At 34.9% G+C, this 25,519-nt stretch carries 19 protein-coding genes; 10 read left to right on the forward strand and 9 right to left on the reverse strand.

All coding sequences use genetic code 11. The features are described 5' to 3' along the window. Nucleotides 1-199 precede the first annotated feature (199 nt). Together NKR20_RS15130 and NKR20_RS15135 are read left to right on the forward strand one after the other, a co-directional pair. Entirely contained in the window at nucleotides 200-1,864 is a 1,665-nt protein-coding gene (locus NKR20_RS15130; protein ID WP_253427303.1) for a ribonuclease J, read from the forward strand. A gap of 39 nt (nucleotides 1,865-1,903) precedes the next feature. Beyond that, a complete protein-coding gene (locus NKR20_RS15135) occupies nucleotides 1,904-3,517 on the forward strand; it encodes a catalase (RefSeq protein ID WP_253427305.1) in 1,614 nt (537 codons plus the stop codon). 485 nt (nucleotides 3,518-4,002) lie between these two features. Here the strand turns inward: NKR20_RS15135 and NKR20_RS15140 are convergent, their stop codons facing one another. From NKR20_RS15140 to NKR20_RS15150, 3 genes are all read right to left on the reverse strand, one after another. Then, nucleotides 4,003-5,415 (reverse strand): SpoVR family protein, encoded by a 1,413-nt coding sequence (locus NKR20_RS15140; protein WP_253427307.1) that lies wholly within the window; start codon nucleotides 5,413-5,415, stop codon nucleotides 4,003-4,005. A gap of 44 nt (nucleotides 5,416-5,459) precedes the next feature. Then, nucleotides 5,460-6,620 (reverse strand): sporulation protein YhbH, encoded by a 1,161-nt coding sequence (yhbH, locus tag NKR20_RS15145; protein WP_121213203.1) that lies wholly within the window; start codon nucleotides 6,618-6,620, stop codon nucleotides 5,460-5,462. Nucleotides 6,621-6,815: 195 nt separating this feature from the next. Next, nucleotides 6,816-8,711 carry a PrkA family serine protein kinase gene (locus NKR20_RS15150; protein WP_121213267.1) on the reverse strand — a complete coding sequence of 632 codons (1,896 nt, stop codon included), beginning with the start codon at nucleotides 8,709-8,711 and terminating at the stop codon, nucleotides 6,816-6,818. Nucleotides 8,712-9,096: 385 nt separating this feature from the next. Between NKR20_RS15150 and NKR20_RS15155 the strand changes: the two genes are divergently transcribed. The 5 genes from NKR20_RS15155 to NKR20_RS15175 all read left to right on the forward strand — a co-directional run bounded on the left by NKR20_RS15155 (nucleotide 9,097) and on the right by NKR20_RS15175 (nucleotide 12,887). After that, complete coding sequence (locus NKR20_RS15155) at nucleotides 9,097-9,321, forward strand: spore coat associated protein CotJA (protein WP_253427309.1); 225 nt, start codon at nucleotides 9,097-9,099, stop codon at nucleotides 9,319-9,321. Continuing rightward, nucleotides 9,314-9,577, forward strand: a complete 264-nt coding sequence (locus NKR20_RS15160) for a spore coat protein CotJB (protein ID WP_253427311.1) — start codon at nucleotides 9,314-9,316, stop codon at nucleotides 9,575-9,577. The genes NKR20_RS15155 and NKR20_RS15160 overlap by 8 nt, the downstream gene beginning before the upstream one ends. Before the next feature lie 699 nt (nucleotides 9,578-10,276). Beyond that, on the forward strand, nucleotides 10,277-10,846 hold the full coding sequence (locus NKR20_RS15165; RefSeq protein ID WP_121213200.1) for a manganese catalase family protein: 570 nt from the start codon (nucleotides 10,277-10,279) through the stop codon (nucleotides 10,844-10,846). Between the two features lie 127 nt (nucleotides 10,847-10,973). Beyond that, on the forward strand, nucleotides 10,974-11,804 hold the full coding sequence (locus NKR20_RS15170) for a DegV family protein (RefSeq protein ID WP_121213199.1): 831 nt from the start codon (nucleotides 10,974-10,976) through the stop codon (nucleotides 11,802-11,804). Nucleotides 11,805-11,969: 165 nt separating this feature from the next. Then, a complete protein-coding gene (locus NKR20_RS15175) occupies nucleotides 11,970-12,887 on the forward strand; it encodes a DMT family transporter (protein ID WP_253427313.1) in 918 nt (305 codons plus the stop codon). A 42-nt stretch (nucleotides 12,888-12,929) separates the two neighbouring features. On the opposite strand, the gene NKR20_RS15180 is transcribed toward NKR20_RS15175, so the two are convergent. After that, complete coding sequence (locus NKR20_RS15180) at nucleotides 12,930-15,302, reverse strand: polyprenyl synthetase family protein (protein WP_253427315.1); 2,373 nt, start codon at nucleotides 15,300-15,302, stop codon at nucleotides 12,930-12,932. Nucleotides 15,303-15,551: 249 nt separating this feature from the next. Beyond that, on the reverse strand, nucleotides 15,552-16,319 hold the full coding sequence (locus tag NKR20_RS15185; protein ID WP_253427317.1) for a DUF4097 family beta strand repeat-containing protein: 768 nt from the start codon (nucleotides 16,317-16,319) through the stop codon (nucleotides 15,552-15,554). A gap of 215 nt (nucleotides 16,320-16,534) precedes the next feature. On the opposite strand from NKR20_RS15185, the gene NKR20_RS15190 reads away from it, so the two are divergent. After that, nucleotides 16,535-16,723, forward strand: a complete 189-nt coding sequence (locus NKR20_RS15190) for a DUF4177 domain-containing protein (protein WP_253427319.1) — start codon at nucleotides 16,535-16,537, stop codon at nucleotides 16,721-16,723. A 52-nt stretch (nucleotides 16,724-16,775) separates the two neighbouring features. Here the strand turns inward: NKR20_RS15190 and NKR20_RS15195 are convergent, their stop codons facing one another. The 3 genes from NKR20_RS15195 to NKR20_RS15205 all read right to left on the reverse strand — a co-directional run bounded on the left by NKR20_RS15195 (nucleotide 16,776) and on the right by NKR20_RS15205 (nucleotide 21,731). Continuing rightward, entirely contained in the window at nucleotides 16,776-17,837 is a 1,062-nt protein-coding gene (locus tag NKR20_RS15195) for an LLM class flavin-dependent oxidoreductase (protein WP_253427322.1), read from the reverse strand. Between the two features lie 129 nt (nucleotides 17,838-17,966). Beyond that, complete coding sequence (locus tag NKR20_RS15200; protein WP_253427324.1) at nucleotides 17,967-20,333, reverse strand: sensor domain-containing protein; 2,367 nt, start codon at nucleotides 20,331-20,333, stop codon at nucleotides 17,967-17,969. Nucleotides 20,334-20,552: 219 nt separating this feature from the next. Next, nucleotides 20,553-21,731, reverse strand: coding sequence for a DHH family phosphoesterase (locus NKR20_RS15205; RefSeq protein ID WP_253427326.1), 1,179 nt, complete (start codon nucleotides 21,729-21,731; stop codon nucleotides 20,553-20,555). Between the two features lie 138 nt (nucleotides 21,732-21,869). Here NKR20_RS15205 and NKR20_RS15210 point away from each other — a divergent pair, with 138 nt between their 5' ends. Both NKR20_RS15210 and NKR20_RS15215 read left to right on the forward strand, forming a co-directional pair. After that, nucleotides 21,870-22,541, forward strand: a complete 672-nt coding sequence (locus NKR20_RS15210) for a restriction endonuclease (RefSeq protein WP_253427328.1) — start codon at nucleotides 21,870-21,872, stop codon at nucleotides 22,539-22,541. 133 nt (nucleotides 22,542-22,674) lie between these two features. Next, nucleotides 22,675-23,034: a hypothetical protein gene (locus NKR20_RS15215; protein ID WP_253427330.1), complete on the forward strand. Its 360-nt coding sequence runs from the start codon at nucleotides 22,675-22,677 to the stop codon at nucleotides 23,032-23,034. A 25-nt stretch (nucleotides 23,035-23,059) separates the two neighbouring features. Here NKR20_RS15215 and NKR20_RS15220 read toward each other — a convergent pair whose 3' ends face one another. Next, a complete protein-coding gene (locus NKR20_RS15220) occupies nucleotides 23,060-25,420 on the reverse strand; it encodes a bifunctional 2',3'-cyclic-nucleotide 2'-phosphodiesterase/3'-nucleotidase (protein ID WP_253427332.1) in 2,361 nt (786 codons plus the stop codon). Nucleotides 25,421-25,519: the final 99 nt, after the last annotated feature.

The following is a 25,519-nucleotide window of genomic DNA, read 5'->3' on the forward strand; positions in this document are numbered from 1 at the left end:
TCGGCTTTTGTAAATTTCAATTGTTATAAAATACTATTCAAAAACTTGGGAAATCATTCTACTTCTATCTATATTTTTTAAATAAAACTATTAAACGCTCTAAATTGAATTTCGAGAGTCTATTTTTATCCGTGTATAGGACAACCGCTTGGTAGCAATACTTATTAATGGAAATAGTCTTCGAAATGAGGGAAGTATTTTGTCGGAAAAAGATAAGACATTATCCATTTTTGCTTTAGGTGGAATTAATGAAATCGGTAAGAATATGTATGTCATTGAATATGGCGATGATCTACTCATTGTAGATTGTGGTGCAAAATTTGCGGATGAGTCGTTGCTAGGAATCGATTTAATTATTCCGGATGTAACGTATTTACAACAAAATGAACATAAAATTCGTGGTCTAATTGTTACTCACGGACACGAAGACCATATTGGTGGTATCCCTTACTTTTTAAAGAAAATTCAATGTCCAATTTACGCTACTCGATTTACCCTTGGATTAATTGAATTGAAACTAAGGGAACATAAAATCTTACGTGAATCAACATTAGTCGAAATCAATTCTAAGTCAAAATTGGAGTTTGGTGATATTAATGTTAGTTTCTTTAGAACAAGCCACAGTATTCCAGATTGCTTAGGAATTGTGTTCCATACTCCTGAAGGTAACATTGTGCATACAGGAGACTTTAAGTTTGATTTAACACCAGTGAATGATCAATATTCAGATATTCACAAGATGGCAAAGATTGGAGAACAAGGTGTTATTGCACTTATTTCAGAAAGTACCAATGCAGAAAGACCTGGTTTAACACCATCTGAAAAAGTGGTTGGCACACATATTGAAGATGCATTCTTTAATGCTACAGGAAAAATTATTATTTCGACCTTTGCTTCCAATGTAAATCGAGTCCAACAAATCGTAAATGCTACGATGAAAACCAATCGTAGACTCGCGTTACTTGGCCGAAGTATGGTGAATGTCGTAAAAGTTGCACGAGACCGTGGTTATGTTGATATTCCTGATTGGATGTTAATTGATGCTCGAGAGGTACGAAATCTACCTCCTGAAAAAGTAGTTGTTTTATGTACAGGAAGTCAAGGTGAACCTCTGGCAGCATTATCCCGTTTATCAACAAATAATAATCGTGATGTGAAAGTTTTACCGAATGATACAGTTATTTTTTCCGCTTCACCAATACCAGGAAACGAAAAAAGTGTGAGTAAAATTGTCGATAACTTATTCCAACTTGGTGCAAAGGTTATTTACGGGTCTGCAAGCATTACAGGCATGCATGTATCCGGACATGGCTATCAGGAAGATTTGAAATTAATGCTTACGCTAATGAAACCAAAATATTTCATCCCAATCCATGGTGAATATCGTATGCTCCATTTACACCGATTACTCGCTGAAGAAGTAGGGGTAGAAGAAGGACATACATTTATCATTCGTAATGGTGATGTAGTCGATATCAAGAATCAAGAAGCTCGTCAAACGCGAAAAATTCCTGCAGGAGACACATATGTGGATAATGTTGGTGATGATGAAATTGGGGATATTGTATTACGAGATCGTAAAGTACTTTCTGAAGAAGGAATGCTTGTGATTGTCGTAACCATTAATAAACAAGATGGTAATCGTATTTCTGATCCTGATAGCATCTCCCGTGGATTTGTGTACGCAAGAAATTCTGAAGAACTAATAGCAAATGTGAATGAAGTAGTTAAACAGACAATCGATCCGTTTAAGGAAGCAAACATTATGGGCATGAAACGAGCAATTAAAAAAGAAGTAGGTAATTTCCTTTTTGAACAAACAAAGAAAAAGCCAATGATATTACCGATTATTATTGCCGTATAAGCATATAGACGAAATTACATCTAGAAAGGAATCATACCCATGGATAATAACAAACAACAAGAAACAAACATTGAAAACGACAACACGTTAACGAATCGACAAGGTCATCCAATTACAAATAACCAAAACATTCGAACTGTTGGAAATCGTGGGCCAGCCACTTTAGAAAACTATGATTTCATAGAAAAAATAAGCCACTTTGACCGTGAAAAAGTTCCTGAACGTATTGTGCATGCTCGTGGTGCAGGAGCACATGGTTACTTTGAGGCCTATGGAACAGTTGGCGATGAACCAGTATCAAAATATACTCGTGCAAAACTGTTCCAAGAAAAGGGCAAAAAAACTCCTGTGTTTGTTCGTTTTTCAACAGTTGTACATGGAACTCATTCGCCAGAAACAGTACGAGATCCTCGAGGTTTTGCAGTGAAATTTTATACTGAAGATGGAAACTGGGACTTAGTCGGAAACAATTTAAAAATCTTCTTTATCCGCGATGCAATGAAATTCCCTGATATGATTCATGCATTCCGACCAGACCCTGTAACGAATATTCAAGATGCCCGTCGTTTCTTTGATTTCTGTGCAAACTCACCAGAAACATTCCATATGGTGACGCTTGTATACTCTCCATGGGGAATCCCAGCAAACTACCGTATGATGCAAGGTTCTGGTGTAAACACTTATAAATGGGTGAACCAAGAAGGAAAAGCGGTGTTAGTCAAATATCATTGGGAACCTAAGCAAGGAATTAAAAACCTTACTGTAAAAGAAGCTGAAGAAATTCAAGGCAAAAACTTTAACCATGCTACTCAGGATTTATATGAAGCGATTGAACGGGGAGATTATCCAGAATGGGAATTATTTGTTCAAATTATGGAAGATGGTCCACATCCTGAGCTAGACTTTGACCCGCTTGATGATACAAAACTTTGGCCAAATGACAAATTCCCGTGGCTTCCAGTTGGTCGTATGGTTCTAAACAAAAATCCAGAGAACTATTTCAATGAAGTAGAGCAAGTTGCCTTTGGTACCGGTGTACTTGTAGATGGTCTAGATTTCTCTGATGATAAAATGTTACAAGGTCGTACCTTCTCTTATTCTGATACGCAACGTTATCGTGTAGGGGCAAACTATTTACAACTTCCAATCAATGCTGCTAAAAAGCATGTTGCAACAAATCAGGAAGGTGGCCAATTACGTTATTACAACGATAAAGCACCTGGTCAAAACTTACATGTCAATTATGAACCGTCTAGCATGGGCGGTTTAAAGGAAGCTGAACAGACAGGTAAAGAGTATACACCAAATGTAGAAGGTAACCTTGTTCGTGAATCCATTGACCGAGATGATAATACAAAACAAGCTGGTGAAACGTACCGCAATTTTGAGCAATGGGAAAAAGACGAGTTAATTAATAACTTAGTGAATGACTTATCTATTTGTCCAAAAGAAATTCAAGATAAGATGATTGCATTAGCTGAACAAGCGGATGAAGAGTATGGACGCCGCTTAAGAGAAGGACTTGCAGGAAAATCCAATAACAAACAGGAAGAATTTGCGGAAGAATTCAATCCACATCCATTGGGTGCGAATCAAGCAAGTAAAGCCGTACAAGATGCCATCAATAAAGGTCATGACGCAAATCCTTACTAACATGTACTATAAAAACAAAACTCTTAGTGAAAATGAGTTGTCTGAAAAGTCATTTTGAGACAGCTCCTTTGTGACGAGGATGGTGACAACCACCGCAGGAACAATAATTCATAAGAGATATTTATCAAGAAAGAAAAGAGGTGTCCAAAAAATTATTACTTTTTAGACACCTCCTTTTCTATTAAAACGTTGTTCTCCGTTTCGGCTGACGCTTTTCGCAGGCACGACTTCAGCTAATTTTTTTCGCGTGGTCGCGAAAAAAATGGATCTTCCGCTCGTGCTGTTCCCGTAAAAGTCACAGCCTCCACTACGAACAACGAGTTTTGGTTCCTATAATTAAGTTACGACTACACAATCCCTTAACACCAATGCTCTTCCTTTACCTTTATAAATTAGATAAAAAAACAACGAGATAGCAGAATCCTACAATCTCGTTGTTTACTGTGCTGAAACCTCTTCTGCCCCAAACTATATAATATAACTCATTACAATGCTTTTCGATAATTTCGTTTGCCATCATATGTGTAAAGTACAGGCTTATTTTCTACGAAGGTTTCTAAATGAACAGGTCTGCCCCAAAGTTGATAGATATATGGAAGAACATGTTCTAAATAATGAGGGTCTAATTCCATTCCTTCATAGCCGTGTTTTAGATACAGTTCTCCATTTCTTAAATAATCACCGTTTTCAACAACGATATATGGGAAACCACCATTTACACGCATTGAAACGAGTTGATCTCTTACGTTTTCATAATCTTTATCCGTAATTTTATATTCATTTCCTTTTTTCTCAAACAAGTACATATCCTCTTGTTCAACTAATTCTTTTGTTAAATAATTACGGATGAAAGAAATATCTGATTCAATCTCACGTACTTCAAAGATTTTTTCGCGGCCTGAATTCGGTTTTACCCCCAACTTTCTCATTTCTTCAGTGGGGTTATTATAACGTCTTTCAATATCTTCAAAAATCTTTAAACCAAGATAATAAGGATTGATGGATGTTTTTGAAGGCTGTACTACGCCCGCATTTAACTTTGCATATTCAATCGTTTCATCAGTCGTTAAATTGAGCTCTCGCATAATTCGTTGATGCCAGTATGAAGCCCAACCTTCATTCATAATTTTTGTTTCAAGTTGAGGCCAGAAATAAAGCATTTCTTCCCGCATCATTGTTAAAATATCCCGTTGCCATTCCTCTAGCTCACGGCTATGCATCTCGATGAACATTAATAAGTCTTTTTCCGGTTTTGGAGGGAACTTTTTCTTTTTATAACGAATTTTCGAACCAGGTTCTTCTTTCTTACCTAACTTATCCAAAGACCATAAGTCATCAAATTCAGATCTTGGTGCGACAATATCCTCTTCATTATCTAATTCGTCTTCATAATCAAGCAATGTCGGTCTAACAAGGGATGGATCAATATGCTCTTGTATCGCCAACACTGCATCTAAAAACTGTTCTACTTCATCTTTTCCATAAAGAATTTCATAGTTCGCAATCCGTTCTGCAGTGGCAGTCATACTTTCCACCATATCTCTGCGTGTATTGGAGAACCGAACATTATTTTTAAAGAAATCACAATGGGCTAATACGTGTGCAATGATCAGTTTATTTTGTGTAAGGGTATTCGTATCGAGCAAAAATGCATAACAAGGATTCGAATTAATAACAAGCTCATAAATCTGGCTTAAGCCTAAATCATACTGAATTTTCATCTTATGAAATTGTTTACCGAAGCTCCAATGGGAGAAGCGGGTTGGCATTCCATATGCACCGATTGTATAAATAATTTCAGCTGGACAAATTTCGTAATGCATAGGGAAAAAATCTAGGCCAAATCCAACTGCAATTTCAGTAATCTCTTCTATTGCTTTATGAAGCTCTTTTTCCATCTATTCTCACCCCACTATTAATAATTGCTGCCATTTCCCCTCTCTTAGATGATTGTCTCTTGTTTTTGGAAAAAGCTTTTCAACGCTTCATATACATCTTTTTTCTGTCTTATCACGTAATGACGGAACTTTGGATCATCAATGCGTTTAAATGTAGACATTAAAGAAGAATAACGATTATTTGGATTTACTTCCCCATAGCCAAACATACTTGAAACATCCATTAATTGTTGAACTAGCTTGAAACACTTCTCATTATCCGTGGAGAAGTTCTCACCATCAGAGAAATGCACTGGATAAATATTGTAACGAACAGGATTGTATTTTAAATCAATTAATTCCAACGCTTTAGAGTAGGCAGATGAACAAATCGTTCCTCCACTTTCTCCTTTTGTAAAGAATTCTTCTTCTGTTACAATCTTCGCTTCTGTATGATGAGCAATGAACTCAATATCTACTGATTGATATTTTGTACGTAAAAATCGAGTCATCCAGAAAAAGAAGCTTCTTGCACAAAACTTCTCAAAACTACCCATCGATCCACTTGTATCCATCATCGCCAATACAACGGCTCTTGTTTCTGGCTTTTTCACTTCATCCCACGTTTTAAATCGTAGGTCATCATTCGTAATCGGTACTATTTGCGCTTTCCCTTTCATTGCATTGCGCTTAATCGCAGTTAAAATTGTTTTCTTTTTGTCAATATTACCCATAAGTCCTTTTTTGCGAATATCGTTAAATTCAATTTTTTCTGTTGTGATATCCGCCATTTCTTTTTGCTTAAGGTTCGGTAATTCCAACTCTTTAAACAAAACATTTTGCACTTCTTCTAAACTTACTTCCGCTTCATAATAATCATTTCCAGGTTGATCCCCTGCTTTTTGACCTTTACCTGCCTGTTGACCTGGTTTTCCATCACGGGCTACAACATCGCCAATTTTACTATCTCCTTGCCCTTGCCCTACATGTTTAGATTTTCCATAGTTATAACGAATCTTATATTCTTCTAAAGAACGAATTGGTATTTTGATTACTTCACGGCCATTTGACATAATTATACTTTCTTCACTAATCAAATCAGGCAAGTTATTCTTAATGGCATCCTTCACTTTTTCCATATGACGCTGTTGATCTTGGTACCCTTTACGATGGAGTGACCAATTTTCCTGAGAGACGACAAAGTTTCGATTCTGATTTTCACTCATTTTTATCCTCACCCATCTCTAATGAAGTTTCCCAAAACTTATGGAAAAATCACTTTTTTTATAATATGCAAATTTTCTGACAGTTTTCACTACATTCTTACAATCAACTCATATTTTTCTTATAATTTTGCATGAACTAGGTGAATGAAGAAAAAAATGAGTGTCCTAAATTTTATGGACACTCGCACCAATATATTACCTATTTAATAAACTTCCTACATATCTTAATAATTCATTTGCAGAAGTAGAGTCGTAACCATACTCATCAATTAGACGTGCTACTACTTCATTAATTTTCTTAAGTTGAGATTCATCAGGTGTTTTTGATGATGTTGTAATTTTCACAACATCTTTTAAATCAGCAAACAGTTTCTTCTGAATCGCTTCTCGCAATCTTTCATGAGAGTTATAGTCGAAACGTTTACCTTTTCGTGCAAATGCAGATAATCGAATTAAAATCTCTTCACGGAATGCCCGTTTTGCATTTTCAGAAACACCAATTTGTTCTTCTATCGAACGCATTAGTTTTTCATCTGGATTCATTTCTTCACCAGTAAGTGGATCGCGCAGCTTATTCTTATTACAGAATGCCTCAACGTTATCAAGGTAATTATTCATTAAGTGTTTCGCGGATTCTTCATAAGAATACACAAACGCCTTTTGTACTTCATTTTTCGCAATTTCATCATATTCTCTTCTTGCAACTGCAATGTAATTCATATACTTTTCGCGATCTTCGTCAGAAATAGACGCATGCTGATCAAGTCCATCTTTTAAAGCACGAAGAACATCTAACGCGTTAATTGAAGGTACTTCTTTACGTATGATTGCAGAAGAAATTCGGTTAATAACATAACGCGGGTCAACCCCATGCATACCTTCATTTGGATATTCTTTTTTCAATTCCTCAACATCGACAGAGTTATAACCTTCTACAGCTTCACCGTCATATAGACGCATTTTCTTAACAAGGTCAATGCCTGCTTTTTTCGGAACTTCTAATCTTGTTAATACAGAGAATATGGCAGCTGCTCGTAACGCATGTGGTGCAATATGAACATGTGCCATATCACTTTCACGAATCATTTTTTCATAAATGCGTTCCTCTTCACTCACCTTCAGATTATAAGGAATTGGAATAACGATGATACGTGAATGTAACGCTTCATTCTTTTTATTTGAAATAAACGAACGATATTCTGTTTCGTTTGTATGGGCTACGATGAGTTCGTCCGCGCTAATTAACGCAAAACGCCCAGCTTTAAAGTTACCTTCTTGTGTTAATGATAATAAGTGCCATAAGAATTTTTCATCTAACTTCAACATCTCTTGGAATTCCATCATACCGCGGTTCGCTTTATTGAGCTCCCCATCAAAACGGTATGCACGTGGATCCGATTCAGACCCGTATTCCGCAATCGTTGAAAAGTCAATACTACCCGTTAAATCCGCGATATCCTGAGACTTTGGATCTGATGGAGTAAATGTTCCAATACCTACACGACGATCCTCAGAGAAGAAGATTCGTTCAACCATAACATCTTCAATGCGTCCTCCATATTCTTGCTCTAAACGCATTGTATTTAATGGAGATAAACTTCCCTCAATTCGAATTCCATATTCTTTATAGAAATCTTCTCTTAGATGATGTGGAATCAGATGTAGAGGGTCTTCATGCATTGGACAACCTTTAATTGCATAAACTGCCCCTTCATCAGTCCGTGAGTATTGCTCAAGACCTCTTTTCAGCAATGTAACAATAGTCGATTTACCACCACTAACTGGACCCATCAATAATAGAATACGCTTTCGAACATCTAATCTTCTTGCTGCTGGGTGGAAATATTCCTCTACAAGTCTTTCAAGTGCAGACTCTAAACCAAAAATCTCTCTCCCAAAGAACTGGTACATTTTTTGACCATCTTTTTCTAGTACACCAGCACTTTTAATCATATTGTAGACACGTGAATGAGCTGTTTGTGCAACTTCTGGTCTTTGCTTAACGATTTCTAAGTATTCAGCAAAAGTACCTTCCCATTTCAGTTGATTCTCTTCTTCTCTATAGCGTTTTACCCTGCTTAAAATATCGATAGTTCTCCCTCCATTCAGGGCTTTTTTACATAGTATGAAGTTAGTCCACAAATGATACCGAATACTTGAGATGAATTTAGGTCTTTTCATTAGTACAGTTAATGCCCTTGATTTATATAGAATAAAAGAGCTTCGCTGAATCTAAAAATCAGTGAGCTCTTTACCATCATATTAAATTGCCTTTTATATAATGCCTAATAAATTTTTAGTTATTTAATGGAAAAAATTAAAAGGCTCTATTTAATAAATTAAAAGTCTATTTAAATAGAACAACTCAATAAAATCATGTTCTTCTATTTCTTCACAATTTGTATAAGACTTTTCTGGGAATAATTGAATTTTTCCATTCATACACATAAGTTAGTGCAAATGAAAGGAGGATTTTATGCATTCAGAATATAAGTATTGGGAACCGTATGTGGGTCCTTTTGATCCGTGTAAACCAATACGAGTAAAAAGTTATAATACACCTCCACAACTCTATATGAATTTCCAACCTCCAGGACTACAACAATTTACTCCGAAGCAAGCATTGATGCACGGTACACTTTGGCCACAATTATATAGCCCTTATCCTGATCCAAATAAAGGGGTGAAAAAACATGGCTAAACAAATGCCACCAGAATACTATCAATGCCTTGAGGAACTACAAGCAATCGACTTCGCCATTGTAGAATTAAACCTTTACCTTGACACCCACCCAAACGATTTAGATGCAATAAAACAATTTAATGAATTAGCCAAAAAGAGTATGCAACTAAAAGTAGAATTCGAGAAAAAATTCGGCCCGCTCATGAACTTTGGAAGAAGCTACTCCAACTACCCATGGGACATAGACGACACCCCATGGCCATGGCAAGTCTAGAAAAGCGGAGCGCGTTCGTTCAGCCGTGACAGAAACTGGAGACTTCTGATAAGTGTGCTCGCACACGCAGGAGGAAGTCGAAGTTTCCGAACGGCTAACGCGCGGAGCTAGACAATCCGAAAAGCGAAGGCGGCTCGACCAGCTCCGACAGACACTGGAGACTTCCGACAAGCGTGTTTACACGCGTAGGAGGAAGTTGAAGTGTCCGAGGAGCTAGCCGCCGCAGCTAGACATTAGAAAAGCGGAGCACGTTCGTTCAGCCGTGACAGAAACTGGCCGACAAAAACACCACATCCTGCTCCTGCGATTACTCGTCGCAAACTTCCTTTGTGGCATTGTCGGCACTTGTACATCCATGTACTTCGGAGACTTCTGATAAGTGTGCTCGCACACGCAGGAGGAAGTCGAAGTTTCCGAACGGCTAACGCGCGGAGCTAGACAATCCGAAAAGCGGAGGCGGCTCAACCAGCTCCGACAACAACTGGAAGAATCGGCAAAAGGGCGCTATTTGCCCTTGCAGACGATTCTGAAGTTGTCGAGGAGCTAGCCGCCGCAGCTAGACATTCCGAAAACCGGAGCACGTTCAGCTCTAGATGGCACTGAAAAAACTTCTAATGAGCAACAGCTATTAGTCATCTTGAAAATGCAAATTTCAAGTTTTATTAATTCATGTTGAATGTGAGGGGAGAAAATAAAGGGATGTTTTACTATGAAAAGAAACTCCAATATCCCGTTAGAGTAAGTCAATGTAACCCAATGCTTGCGAAGTTTTTGATTGAGCAATATGGAGGAGCTGACGGCGAACTTGCAGCTGCTTTACGTTATATGAATCAACGTTATACCATTCCTGACAAAGTTATTGGATTATTAAATGACATTGCAATGGAAGAGTTCTCACATTTAGAGATGATTGCAACGATGGTGTATAAACTGACGAAAGATGCGACACCAGAGATGATGAAAGCAGCAGGTTTAGGAGACCATTACGTAAACCACGATCGAGCGTTATTCTATCACGATGCATCTGGGGTACCATGGACAGCTACGTATATTCAAGCAAAAGGTGACCCAATAGCAGACCTTTATGAAGATATTGCCGCTGAAGAAAAAGCCCGCGCTACTTATCAATGGATTATTGATTTATCTGATGACCCAGATTTAAATGATGGTTTAAAATTCCTCCGTGAACGTGAAATTGTCCATTCCCTTCGATTTAGAGAGGCCGTTGAAATTTTAAAAGATGAACAAGGTAAGAAGAAGTTTTATTAATGAACCATACCCCATCTTTAAATGAGATGGGGGTTTTTTTACAATGTATAGTCAATTTTGATTTATCTAAATTTGTATAATGTTTATAATAGATATCACCTATTAATAATCGAAGGGGTTTTCAGAAATGATAAAAATCATAACAGATAGTTCTGCAGACTTACCTGTTAAATACATAGAACAATATGACATAGATGTGATCCCAATCACCGTTACACTTGATGGCAAAGATTATAAAGAAAAGGTAGATATTTCTTCAGAGGAGTTTTTAGAAAAAATGTTTAGTTCCAATAAACTTCCAAAAACTTCTCAACCTTCTCCAGCAACATTTGTAGATAGCTTTTCTAAATACGATAAAGATATAGACATTTTATGTTTAACAGTGTCTTCTGGACTAAGTGGAACTTATCAATCAGCTTGCATTGGGAAGGAATTAGCTAATTGTTCAAATGTAACGATTTTTGATACATTAGCAGCTTCCCTTGGACACGGTTTACAAGTAATTCGAGCAGCGGAACTTGTGAAACAGGGGCTTTCAGTAGAGGAAATCGTTAAAAACCTGACTGAATACCGAGATAATATGAATATCCTTGTCATACTAAATACTTTAGAGAACATTGTCAAAGGCGGACGATTAAGTAAATTTGAAGGTTCTTTAGCAAAGATTTTAAATATTAAAGTTATATTAGAAAGAGTTGAAGGCGGAAAAGTTGAAGTGTATGAAAAAATCCGTGGGAAGAAAAAACTTCAAAATCGCATATTCGAACTCCTTCAAGAAAGGGGGAAAGACTTTTCCAATGTAACAATTGGAATTTCCCATACCGGAAATTTAGAAGAAGTGGAAGCATTAAAGCAAAATCTTTTCCATCGATTTAATCCGAAAAAGATTATTGTCAATTACATGGGCGCAGCCATTGGCACATATGCAGGAAAAGACGGCATGATTATTTCATTCTAAATTTATAGTTTAGTAATTTTGAGAGTTGAAGTTAAACTCTCTTTTTTGTTGTCCATTATGGGCTCATTTATCTTTTGTAATAGCCACAAAAAAATATTGCTAATATGATAGAGAACGTGAGAAGATTGTTTCTATGATTTATTGTAGAAAGTATGGTGAAAGTAATTGAATTCAAAAGCATTATTATTAGGACTTTTCACTGTTGTTATATGGGGATCAACCTTCGCGGCAAATAGTGTTAGCTTAAGTGGAGGCTTTTCTGCAGGACATCTTATTTTATTTCGTTTTCTATTAGCATCTGTAATTTTTGCGATACTCGCTTGTATTCCAAGTTTTAAAATTCGTTTACCAAAGAAGGAAGACTTTTGGAAAATTATGCTCCTAGGTTGGATTGGAATTAGTGGGTATCATATTTGTGCTACGAATGGACAATTAACCATTAGTGCAGGAACAGCAGGTATGTTAATCGGTTCTGGACCAATCTTCACAACGATTCTAGCGATAATCATTTTAAAAGAACGATTAGGAAAAATTGGTTGGGTTGGATTAGGATTTGGGTTTATCGGCATACTTTTAATTGCGATTGGTTCTGGTGATACATCCTTTGGTATTGCACCTGGTGTATTTTTAACACTACTCGCAGCGATTGCGACCTCCCTCTTTTTTGTGTACCAAAAACCATTTTTCACTAGATACAGTGCGATTGAATTAACAGCTTATTGTACTTGGGCAGGAACTATTCCATTTTTAATTTTTGCACCTGGGTTATTGACAACTCTCCAAACAGCTACTTTAGAGGCAAATTTAACCTCAATTTATATTGGTATCTTCCCTACTGCTATCGCTTACTTAACTTGGGCAATGGCGTTATCTCTTGCCAATGCTAGTTCTATATCAAGTATTCTTTACCTTGAACCAGTGATTGCAATCATTGTCGCTTGGATTTGGTTAAGTGAGTTGCCTTCCTTCCTTTCCCTTATCGGAGGTCTAATCGCGATATCAGGGGTGATCATAGTGAACTTCTATGGAAAAAAGGAAACGATTGCAAATAGCCATAGTAATAAAATAGAACAAATTCAATAAAAACAGGGTTTCCGTGGTTATTATATCCCATGGAAACCCTGTTTAGTTATCTCTATAAATCAAGTAATTTAATATATATTTTAAGAAATTCGTGTTAGACGGTATCTCTTCTAACGCCTCTAGTGCTAAGCTGTAATGCTCATACATTTCGATTTTAGCCTTTTCAACACCCAAGACTGAAACAAAAGTAGAATTATTATTCTCATTGTCTTTTCCTGCTTGTTTCCCTAATTCAACCGTATTCCCTTCCACATCAAGTAAATCATCTTTAATTTGAAAGGCGATTCCTGCATGTTTGGCATATTTTTTCAATGCTTGTATATCAGTTTCCTTTGCATTTGCTAAAATAGCTGGCATCACTAAAGCTGCTTCAAAGCCTAACCCGGTTTTATAAAAACACATGGTATTTAATTGTTCTAATGTTAAAGTCTTCTCTTTTGATTCTAAATCCATCATCTGGCCCTTACACATATTCGAAGTTATCTGGGCTGTATATTGAATTAGCTTTAATATCGTTTCTGTTTGAAAACTATTAAGTATACATTGTTCTTCAATTGCCTTTTGAGTTAAAAATATACCTGTTAATTCTGCAATTGCTACATTGTATACTTCATGTACCGTTCTACGTCCTCTTCTTAACAAAGCATTATCTTGAGAAGGTAAGTCATCAAAAATGAGTGAAGCGGTATGCATATATTCTAGTGACTTAAGTAGCGGAAGTATGGAGTCTTCATTCAACCCATATAGTTTTACTCCAGTAAACCAAGTAATAATATGTCTTAACCTTTTTCCACCACTGGATAAACTATAATTTGCTGCTTCGTTTATTTTATCTTTAAAACTCGTAATTTGAGCGTCTCTGGAAATTTCTAAATGTTGATTTAAATGTTCCCTCACAGACTCAATGGTTTCCTTAAATTGTTCTTGCTCATCACTTTCATTTTTCAAACTTGTTATCATATGATCGCGTAGTAATTTATCAAAAAAGTCAACATCATCGGCTAAATCTACCATTCTTTGTAGTACTTTATTAAAAGCAAATCCTGAGGCAAATTGACTCATTACTTCTTTATATTTTCGTTGTCCATGTTTTTCTTTAAACCGCTTCAACCCATTGATTGCTCGGTTTAATATTACATCTTTAGTTTTCGGGTCAGATTCATAGACATTGTGTATAAGGTTTACAATGACTGCCCAATACATTTCAAAGGGGTTAATTAAATCTGAACGATATTTATGATGCTTCAAATAATAAGTGTATGGCGTCACTGCCCCATCTTCCATATCATCAAACATATCAGCAAAATCATCCGCAAGTTGATTGTAAATCCCATATAAAAATATCCGATTTTCAAATCCTTCATCATCGGAAACAGTGAGAATTGAGCGTGAAATTAATCTTGAGGAGGAGGATTTTAAAATAATAGGTAAATAAATTTCTTCATTAGAATAATGGGCATTTGTAAGATTCTTTCTTCGGTCGACTTCTTGAGAATTAAAAAAAACATACGCTTGCTCGAAAAATTTATGAATGTTTTCATGAGATTGGTGGGACTTTATATATTCAAACGCTTCCTGCAGTTCTGAATGAATATATTGCATAAATTGAAGTCTCTCTACTGACCATTCTTGCCCAAGTGCTGGAACGTTTCCTGTCACTAATGCAGTTCGTATGATTTCAGAGAAGTTGATTTTTTCTTGTTCTGATAGTATTTGAGAATCCAACAAATCATCTATGAAAGGATAAGTTATACCATAAGAGTACCCTAGCCGAATCGCCTGATCCAATTTATTTTCACGGTTGACTGAAACATCTTCATCCATCTCATCTGCAGTATGCATTAATACTCCGGCAATAATTTTAATAAGCTTTCTTCGCGCATTCACTGCATCTAATCCTTCTGGAATATTTCTAGCAACCCCATTCAATTTATCCATTAGCCAAACAAAAGTATGGTCGATTCCTTCTTTTTGTGCTTTGCGAAACAAATGACTTATATTGAAAAATCCACTTTTCTCATTACGAGAGGAAATAGTTAATTGATTTTTTAACCGCGCAACTTCCTTTTGAATTTTCTCCTCTGTTTTAGGGTCATTTAATTTCTTCCCTAAATCTCGCAAATATAAGTAAGATACACTTCGATCCAAATAACCTTCTAATTTATTGGTCATATCAAGCCATTGAATATATTGATGATACTCTTTTGAACTTGGTTTTCGATTTTTTCTACTAAAATAAGAAAAGAATTTTGGATGATGAATATGATTACCTTTCCACGATAGAAAATCATTAATTAAGGTTTGGTCATATGTTTTTTCTTTTATTTCTTTGACTAAATCATTAAAATACTTCTCTGCTTTCTGTTCAGCACGTTGATAAGCTAAATCAGCATCAATCACCAACACATCGTTCATATAAATGACTCACCTTTACTTAAAGTTTTGCGTTTCTATCGAGTGGAAAACTTTTTAATCAATACTATTTATTGTATTCTTTTTCCCTCACTTAATTCCTTTAGGAAAATACGTATTGTGGTATATATTATGGAGGTGGAAAAGGTGACTTCGGATGTTAGATAAGTGTGAAAAAATTAATTATAAGAAAGAGGAAGATTCTTTAAATTTACCAGCTTTCTTCTTCCTCTTTCAACATTTAAAATTCTACTATTCTACAATAATATCCCCATTATTAGAACTTAACTTAACTAACTCTTTTCCTTTCCCAAATACAGTTTTTGCATTTGCGTTACCAAAAATCGAAATCTCACCATTATCAGTTTCTACTTCAACTGTCACATTTTTAGGTTCATTTTTTGTTTGAATTGAAATTGTCCCATTATTTGTTTCAAGATTTACCGGTTGATTTAAAGTATCATTTACAAGTGAAATATCACCATTGGAAGACTCCCCTACAATTTTACCATCGATATTTTCTAAAAAGACTTCCCCATTATCTGATTCAATATAAAGGGATGAAACTTTTAAATTACTTAAATAGACTTCACCGTTATTCGTTTCTACAGTCATTTCTTTAGCAGAAAGTTTGTCAGCTTCGATTGAACCATTCGCCGTCTCTGCAGTAATCGTTCCAGAAATATTTTCCGGTAGATAAATTACTAATGTCGGTGTTTTTGAAAAGAAATTAAAAGAAAATAGTCTGAACCATTTATGCTCGATCTCAACCTCTAACGTATCACCATGCACATTTGCAATTAGTTCATACTTGTTATTACTATTTTCAAGCTCTACTTTTGCTGTTTTATCTTTAGAAGCAATAAAAATAATATCCGAATTGTCCGTATCTACCTCTACATGAGAGAAATTTTGTTTTATTTCCACTTCTTTTGGAATATTTTTAGAAACAATATTTATTACAGTCACCGTGACAATTGCAATAAGCAAAATCCCAATGATAAAAAATTTTTTATTCAAAATTATCGTCCTTTCAATCTTTATTTGATGTAATTAAAGGATACAAAAAATAAATTGAAAACAAAATGGCCCTAAAACGTAATTTAATCTAAGACCTGAGATGTAGAGAGTGGGAAAGGCTACAATATGCTTATTAAATTCAAAAAATTGGAATTTAATATATATACAGAAATGTCTACTTCATTTAAAATTTATTGTTAAAAGGGGTGTTTATAATGTATGAGCATAAATTCGTAAAAATAGATTTAACAAATTTCGGAAAGAAACCAAAAGAAGATTATCATGAAATAGTAGTAGAGCATGAAAAGCAAGGGTGGGAGTTAGTTCAAATCTTTTCACCAAGTGTTGCTGCGTACGGGATGTCTGCCTTTTTCGAACTGATATTTAAGAGAAAAATAGATTGATGCTTTAGCAAATCAAAAGCTAATGAGTCATTCACTAGCTTTTGATTCAATATTAATCTTCAGGCATTCCCGCTGCTTCCCAACGAGCAACTTCTTCTCGAACCATTGGAGCTACTTCTTTCCCAAATAATTCTATGGATTTCATAACATCCTCATGAGGCATCGACCCGACTGGGCAATGGAGCATAAAACGAGTAATACCAACTTTTTTACGGAGTGATATAATTTTTTCTGCCACTGTTTTTACATCACCAGTATACAGAGCTCCTTCTAAACTTCTAGCATAATCAAAAGTGTCCCGCGTATATGGTCCCCAACCGCGCTCTCTTCCTAATACATTCATTGCGTATTGTGTCGGTGGGAAGAACTTTTCGACCGCTTCTTCTGTTGTTTGGGCAACAAACCCATGGGAGTGTGATGCAACAGTTAATTTTGAAATGTCATGTCCTGCCTTTTCAGCGGAACGATAATATAACTTCACAAGGGCTGCAAACTGCAACGGACTTCCACCAATAATCGCTAGTGCTAACGGTAAACCAAGCATACCTGCACGGGCTACTGATTGCGGCGTACCACCGCTTGCTATCCATACTGGTAATGGATCTTGAACCGGTCGTGGATAAACGCCTCTATTTGGAATAGATGAACGGTGGCGACCTTCCCAATTAATGATTTCATTCTCTCTTATTTGAAGGAGTAAATCCAATTTCTCCTCAAATAACTCATCGTAATCTTTTAAATCATAGCCGAAAAGCGGGAAAGATTCGATAAAAGACCCGCGACCCGCCATAATTTCAGCACGACCATTTGAAATGGCATCTACCGTTGAAAACTCTTGAAAAACACGTACTGGATCATCAGAAGATAATACGGTAACTGCACTTGTTAAGCGAATATTTTTTGTTCGTGAAGCTGCTGCAGCCAATAGTACTGCCGGTGTAGAACAAGCATAGTCTTTTCGATGATGTTCACCTACACCATATACATCTAATCCCACTTCATCTGCCAAAATAATTTCTTCTAAAACTTGTTGAATACGTTCTGCATGACTAATTACTTTACCTGTTTTTACATCGGGTGTTGTTTCAACAAAGGTAGTTAGTCCAATTTCCATCCCCAAATCACTCCTAGTAGTTCTATCGTTAAATCAATCATACATGAGCTATAGAACAATTTACAATTTTATGGATTACAAGGAAAAAAGCCTAAAATGCCAATAAGACATTCTAAGCTTTAACAAAATTTATACTTTTAAAAAATTACATTCAAATTCGTCAATTGGGCATGGTCTTCCAAAGAAGAAACCCTGCATTTCATTACAATTTTGTTCAAGTAAATAATTTAATTCCCCTTCAGTTTCCACACCTTCTGCGATGACGTCTAATTTTAAATGTTGCGCCATTTTAATCATTGCTGTCGTGATACTCGCATTTTCAGATTCTGATGATATGTTCTGAATAAAAGAACGGTCAATCTTTACACCATCAATTTGGAAAGTTTTTAAATAATTAAAAGAAGAATAGCCTGTACCAAAGTCATCAATAAAAATTTTCACACCAAGTTCCTTTAATTCCCTTAAAGTCTTTGTTACCGTTTCTTCATTTTTCATAATTGAATTCTCTGTAATTTCAATTTCTAAATATTTACCTTCTAGATTATACTCTTCCAATAACTCTCGAATATCCATGGCAAAGTTTTTTTGTAAAAACCGCTGAGAACTAATATTCACACTAATTGGCACGATAGGAAGTCCTGCTTCTCTCCATGTAACTAACTGTTCACATACTCTCTTTTTCATCCATTTCCCCATTGGTATGATAAGTCCTGTTTCTTCTGCAAGAGGTATAAATTCACCTGGAGAAATTAATCCAACAACCGGATGATTCCAACGAATTAATGCTTCTGCGCCAATTACTTTACCTGAACTTGCATCTACTCTTGGTTGGAAATAAGCGATAAATTCTTCATTTAATATGGCTTTTCGCAAATCTCTTTCCAAAATTAACGATTGATAATTTTTATTATTCATCGATACATCGTACAGTTGATACATGTTACGGCCAAATTCTTTTGCTTTATACAAAGCAATGTCTGCCTTTTTCATTAAATCTATACCATCGTTTCCTGTAGACGGAAACATACTAATCCCGATACTCGTTGTAATAAATAATTCAAAATCTTCTATATAAAATGGTCTGGTTAAACTTTTTAAAATCGTATCTGCTATTTCGGTCGCTTCAATTTTACCTATTGTATCTGGTATCAGGACCATAAACTCATCCCCACCCATACGGGAAACATGATTATCCCCAACACACTGAACTAAGCGCATAGCAAATTGTTTCAGTAATTGATCGCCAATATAATGCCCTAACGTATCATTAATGGATTTAAACCGATCTAAATCGATATAAAGTACAGCAAGATTCTTATTCTGTAGTTTTGCATGTTGTAATGATTCATTAAGTTTACTTTCCATCCATCTTCTATTTGGAAGAGTAGTTAATTCATCATGCTGAGCTAAATATGCATTTCTAAATTGATTTTTCTTCTGCTCTGTAATATCCTTTGCTACCAAATATACTCCTTGAATATTGGAATCAACAATAATTGGAAATAGTGTGATATTAAAATATACTTCTCTATCATTCTCACGGTTATAGCCAAGTTCAAAATTTTGAGCATATCCTAGAGTAGCTTGTTCGAAATGGATTCTTACTCGTACTTGATCACTACTTGGAATAATATCATATAAACTAAAACTTGAAATGTCCTCATTTGTTAATCCTAAAAATTCTAATGCACTTGGATTCATATTAATTGTATCGCCATTCTTACTAAGGATAATGATATAGTCTTGGCTATACTTAAATAACGTTTGAAATCTTTCTTCATTAATAAGGAGCTCTTGTTGCGTTGTTCTTAATTCCGAAAAGTCCGTTACTGTTCCAACTAATCCCGTAACTTCTTTTCCATTTTTTACAGGTGTGACATCAACATATAGAAGTTTGTTTTTTATCTTCACCTCATATGTTGTATGAAATCCTTTGAATGCTTTCTTATAATGCTCTTCTTTAAGTAGCGCGATTTCATTTGGAAACACTTCAGATGGCGTTTTGTCTATCAATGTGTTACACCCTACACCGATTTCCTCTAAAAGTTTTCCAACTGCCATTGTATAAATAAATTGGCCCTCTTTATTTTTCTCCATACAGAAAATGCCATTTTGAACATTTCTCATCATATCAAAAAAGCAAATTTTCCTTTTATTAATCTCATCTAATTTATTTTGTTCAATCGTTTTCAAAAGAAGAATCTCGTATGCGTTATCCCCTAAATGTACTCGCTCTATCTTTACATCTACTAGGAAAGACTCGTTTGCTTTTTTCATTGCAGTATAAATATTATTTTCTTCTGAATCGAACAAGTCTACAAAGATTGTATTAATTGGTTGTCCAATTAGTTCGTTAACATTACTTAACTCAAACAGCCTCATTGCTTGAGGATTTATGTATAATATGTTTCTAAGTTTATTTAGTACAATAATATTGTCAGTTAGTTCATTAAATATTCGATTAATATATTCAATGTCACTAGGATTTCCATTCATCAATTTCACCACTTTTTATATCAAATCCATTTCATTACACTAAACCATTATATTACTAAAGTCTCAACTATTTTATCCTTATACAATCCATTTGTACACCTTTTTAATCGGCATCAAATTAAGAAAATTCAATACAATTTACTTATTGAAGCTGGGTAAATCTTAAAAAAATACTCTTTTCTTTCAACAAAAAAAGAGTAGCAATGATTTACTCATTTACTACTCCTTCTTTTTAACTTCATTTATTAAATACTCCACAAAGAATTCATCTTTTACTAACCATGCTTCAAAGTTTCGTTTTAAGAACTTTTCTCCTTCAGCAAAACTAATAAAGGAATCAGATAACTTTTTCTTATTTTGTTTAATGTGCCATTTTCCGTTTTTCTGATATAGGAAAAACAAGTCATCTCTACGATTTTGATATAACGTACCAAAGGATGATTCTTTTATATTATAACGATTACGTTTTGCATCCGCATGTAGAGATTCTAAATTAAACGTATCTGTTACAAATTGTTTAAATGCTTTTTCAGTTAAGGAAGATCCTGAAGCTTTTTGATGCCCACCACCACCATAAGTTCCAGCTACTTCCGAAACATCTACATGATCATGGATGGTACGAAAAGAAATGCGTTTTCCACCTAAGCTGAGCATAGCTATATAATCAAGATGAGCAAATTCCTTTCCTAACTCATTTCCCAATTCAGAATGATAAGATTCCGCATAAACAATGCCAACATAATGTTTTCCGATTTTTGCTTGAACAATTTCACGTTTTTTCCTATTAATGTAACGTTCAATTTTATCTTCTTCCATATTTAGTAATCGCTTTTCGAATTCATCAAAATCAAAATGATCGCTTGATTTTAGACGTTCAATCATCATTTCTTCAAACTCGTCAATCGATACTAAGAAAAACAAAGAATTTAAAGAGTGGGCTTTTTGATTTTCATTCTTTTCCCATTCCCACGTATCATACTGCCGAACTAATTCGACAAATTCAGAAATCGCTTCTGTTGGATTCAAATATTTGTTTGATACTAAATATTCATAAAATAATGAGGTTGCTGAAGCGAGCTTGCCATCTTCATCCTCTACTAAAACATACCCCCAATCTTGCTCATTTAAATGTAATGCCGTTTTATGATGATCAATCAGTTGAATATTTTCATGTTCTGCATAATGACTAGTTAATCGTTTCTCATTTTCCTCATTTGGTGAAAGATCAGTAATAAATAAAAAAGTATCTGGCGAATCATTTTCTAAAAAATATTCAATTTCACGATTTAAAGAAGCAATGGAATTATATCGAACCTTCACATCTTTATCAAAAGCGAGCTTTGCTAATATACCACAACCTACACCATCCAGGTCGTTATGGGACAATAATTTATACACCATTTTTCACCTCAGTGTGTAGTATAAGTATTCTTTGTTTACTTTATAGATTGTTATTTCTGTAAAAAATGACAACGTATATTAAAGCGTTAATTAAACAAAATAATTTCATAATATATTAGCAAAAGGATGTCATCGATGAGAAAACAAAAGGTAAAAGTGAAAGAAACAAAAGTAACAGAGTTTTTAATTCTTAGTATTTTTGCTTTTTGTATTTTGATAGCAATGTTAAATTCGCTATCTGTTCAACCGAGCGTAACTGATTTTTCTTTTTATCTATTATTAGCAATCGTCATTACATGTATTTATAAACCTGTGAGAATGTTTGTTTATAAAATTTTGAGCAAATTATTTAAACCAATCTTTTATTTTGTAAAATCCTTTTTTACTAAAAATAAATTATTGGAGCTTCATGAAATTGATGAAATGACAGGGCAAGAATTTGAAAGGTACTTAAAACAGCTTTATGAAAGACATGGATATAAGGTGAAGCTAACTAAAAAATCTAAGGATTATGGAGCAGATTTGATTTTAAAGAAGGGAAAAAAAACATTTGTCGTCCAAGCTAAGTGTTTAAATAAAAAAGCAGGTATCCGCGCTGTTCAAGAAGTAGCTGGTGCGATTAAACACTATCGAGCTGATGTAGGCATCGTTGTTACGAACCAATACTACACTACCCCAGCTAAAAATTTAGCAAAATCTAACGGTATTCAATTAATTAATCGAGACGAACTAGATAAAATGAATAGTATATCTAGACGACAATATAAATTTTCAACCGCTATTTCTTTTATTTTAAATAAATCATAAAACATTATTTGTATGAAGTCCTTTAGACTGCATCGTCTTTAGGCTTCTTTTTTATTTTAAAAGATTAACTTAGTCTCCTTTCACTTTGTCATGACATACAATACAGAGAGAATGGCAATAGAGGAGGGGAACCGTGCAATTTCAAAATCGACCTATTATCATTCCGCCTAATCAACGCCCTATTGTAAATAACCCAATCACAGATATTGAAGGTGAAGATACCTCTAGTAAAAACGAATTATTTATTGCTAAGCTAGGTGCATTTGGAGGTGCTCTCTCTCTAATTGGAGGGATAATCGAATTTTACGCTTCCTACCTTGCGCTTGAAGAACTTCAACGGGAAGAGTATCAAAATTATAATAACGCTTCTAAGGACGGTTCTGTTAAAACATCTGAGGAAGCTCGAATAAAAGAATTAGAAATGCAAGTAAATTATTTAATGAAAGAAATACAAAAAATGAAAAACACCAATCAAAAAACTCTACATAAGTAAATTTATGTAGAGCTTTAAAATGAGTTTATTTTATTGAATATTTACCAAAGCCATCAGTACCCTCACCGATGTATTGAATATTACTATTCTGAGGAATTACATCCACTGCTTTCTTAGAAGTTTCAAATACAATATTTGCCTCTTTTGGTAGCTCAGAAAACTTCCAATTACCATCAGCAGTAGGATCAATTGTCTTATTCGCAATGATATAGTCAATGATTGCTTGACGATTTTCATCTGGGTAAATTTCAACATAAGATGCATTACGTACACCTGGGAACGTTCCATTTGCACGGTAATTATTTGTTGCCACGATAAATTCTTGTGTTAAGTCAATTGGTTTACCATCATATTGTAAATTAACAATACGTTCTGCTTTTTCATTTACAAGTTTACCATTTGCATCATATTTTGCAGGTTGTGTTACGTCAATTTCATACGTTACACCATCAATCACATCATAATTGTAAGAACGGAAATCTGTATTAATTAGTTGTTGTTCTTCCGTTTTCGATGGATCAATTTGATTAAACTGACCTGCAGACATTTCCAACCATTCTTTCACGTCTGCGCCTGTAACCTTAATAATTGCTACAGTATTATCATATAAATATAAATCAGCCACGTTTTTAATTGCTAACTCACCTTTTGGAACAAATGTGTAATAGTCAGGATCGCTACGAGTACCTGCTTTAAATGGAGCTCCTGCTGAAAGTACAGGTAAGTTTTCGAATTTTGTACCTTTTATTTTTTCTTTAACATATTCTGTTTGTGCATTTGTCACAATTTGAATAGATGGATCGTCTTGAACTTGTGAGAAGTAACTATGAATATCTGCAGTTGTGTTACCTACTGCTTGTCGAACATATTCAATTGTTCCTTCATGGGCTTCTTTTACAACTGCAGCTACTTCCTTATCCACATCAGATGCATCTTCTGCAATTTTACGTACTTCGGCTTTAGAGTTAACAACTTCCCATTCTTCACCTTTTTGTTCAAGCGTTAAATCTATCACACCTAAATGACTGCCATATTTACCTGGCATGACAACAGGTACACCGTTGATTGTTCCTTGCTCTAAATCAACGCCTGTTAATGACTCGTCCACTTGTCCTGGGAATACTTGATGAGCATGACCAGTAATGATGGCATCTACACCTTCTACTTTTGTCAGTAGATACGTCACGTCTTCTTCCCCTACTTCATGAGTAGTATCCCCTAATCCTGAATGTGAAAGAACAACGATTACATCTGCTCCTTCTTTTTCCATAACGGGTACTACCTTCTCAACAGCTTGTACTGAATCGTCTACAACAATTTTACCTTCAAGATGAGACTTATCCCAATTTAATATTTGTGGTGGTACAATACCAGTTACTCCCACTTTAATCGTTGTTTTATTTCCTTGTGAATCAACAACTTCTTTATCTATCAATACATAAGGTGTATACAGATTCTCACCAGTAGTTGCATCTTTAATGTTTGCATTTACATAAGGGAAATCTGCATCATCTAGTACTTCATCTAAATAATCTAATCCATAATTAAATTCATGGTTCCCAAATGTAGAACCATCATAGTCTAACAATTCCATAGCAGTAATCGATGGGTGTTCTTCCCCGTCTTTAAGTACAGCTACAGCTTGTTTATATGACCCAAGTGGAGTACCTTGTATAGAATCTCCATTATCAAATAACAATGTATTTTGATTTTCTTCTCGTGCTTTTTTAATTAGTGTAGCTGTCTTTACTAAACCTAAACTATTAGATTCAGTATCTTTGTAATAGTCATAGTTCATAATATTCGTATGAATATCCGATGTTCCTAAAATTCTTAAAGACACAGTTGTATTTGCTTCCACTGGTGAATATTCCTTTAAGAAACGTTCTAAAATAGTATTCATATGTCTATATGATAAAACATTTGTTGGTTTTAATGTCTGATCTCCATAACCTTTTAAAATACCTAATGAAACAGCTTTTGCAACTTCATCACGGTTATCTTTTTGTATTTCTTTACTATCTTTAAATTTATTTAAAACTGCTTCAGAATAGTCGCTATCCTTTTGTAGCGCATTTGCAACAATGACAATTGCCTCTTCTCGCGTAATCTTGTCATCTGGAGCAAATTGTGTTTCCGTTTTTCCTGACACTAACTTTAATTCGATTGCTTTTTCAATATAAGGTTTTAAAGAGTCCGGTACATCTTCAAATTTCACTGTTTTTCCAGTACCTAGCTCTAATCCCATTGTTTCAATTACTTTTTTTACATATTCCCCGCGTGTTACTTCATTTATATCTACTGCTGCGCTTGTAGGTTCAACATGTGCAATATTCGTAGCTGCAAGCGATAACAAAAGTGCAGAAGCAGTTAACTTTTTCCACATCTCACTCCATTCCCTTCTTTTTATAGAATTTTCAAGCAAAACAATTCTACCAAAGAAAGGAATTTAAATATAGTAATTTGCATTTCTGGGAAAAAATAA

The sequence above is a fragment of the Ureibacillus endophyticus genome (assembly GCF_024159215.1).
Classification (GTDB): Bacteria; Bacillota; Bacilli; order Bacillales_A; family Planococcaceae; genus Ureibacillus; species Ureibacillus endophyticus.

Coding starts and splice junctions, on each gene's coding strand:
- NKR20_RS15210 (WP_253427328.1), top strand. CDS start 21,870: ATGAGAAAACAAAAGGTAAAAGTGAAAGAAACAAAAGTAACAGAGTTT.
- NKR20_RS15200 (WP_253427324.1), bottom strand. CDS start 20,333: ATGAATGGAAATCCTAGTGACATTGAATATATTAATCGAATATTTAAT.
- yhbH (WP_121213203.1), bottom strand. CDS start 6,620: ATGAGTGAAAATCAGAATCGAAACTTTGTCGTCTCTCAGGAAAATTGG.
- NKR20_RS15140 (WP_253427307.1), bottom strand. CDS start 5,415: ATGGAAAAAGAGCTTCATAAAGCAATAGAAGAGATTACTGAAATTGCA.
- NKR20_RS15170 (WP_121213199.1), top strand. CDS start 10,974: ATGATAAAAATCATAACAGATAGTTCTGCAGACTTACCTGTTAAATAC.
- NKR20_RS15155 (WP_253427309.1), top strand. CDS start 9,097: ATGCATTCAGAATATAAGTATTGGGAACCGTATGTGGGTCCTTTTGAT.
- NKR20_RS15195 (WP_253427322.1), bottom strand. CDS start 17,837: ATGGAAATTGGACTAACTACCTTTGTTGAAACAACACCCGATGTAAAA.
- NKR20_RS15220 (WP_253427332.1), bottom strand. CDS start 25,420: ATGTGGAAAAAGTTAACTGCTTCTGCACTTTTGTTATCGCTTGCAGCT.
- NKR20_RS15180 (WP_253427315.1), bottom strand. CDS start 15,302: ATGAACGATGTGTTGGTGATTGATGCTGATTTAGCTTATCAACGTGCT.
- NKR20_RS15160 (WP_253427311.1), top strand. CDS start 9,314: ATGGCTAAACAAATGCCACCAGAATACTATCAATGCCTTGAGGAACTA.
- NKR20_RS15190 (WP_253427319.1), top strand. CDS start 16,535: ATGTATGAGCATAAATTCGTAAAAATAGATTTAACAAATTTCGGAAAG.
- NKR20_RS15135 (WP_253427305.1), top strand. CDS start 1,904: ATGGATAATAACAAACAACAAGAAACAAACATTGAAAACGACAACACG.
- NKR20_RS15165 (WP_121213200.1), top strand. CDS start 10,277: ATGTTTTACTATGAAAAGAAACTCCAATATCCCGTTAGAGTAAGTCAA.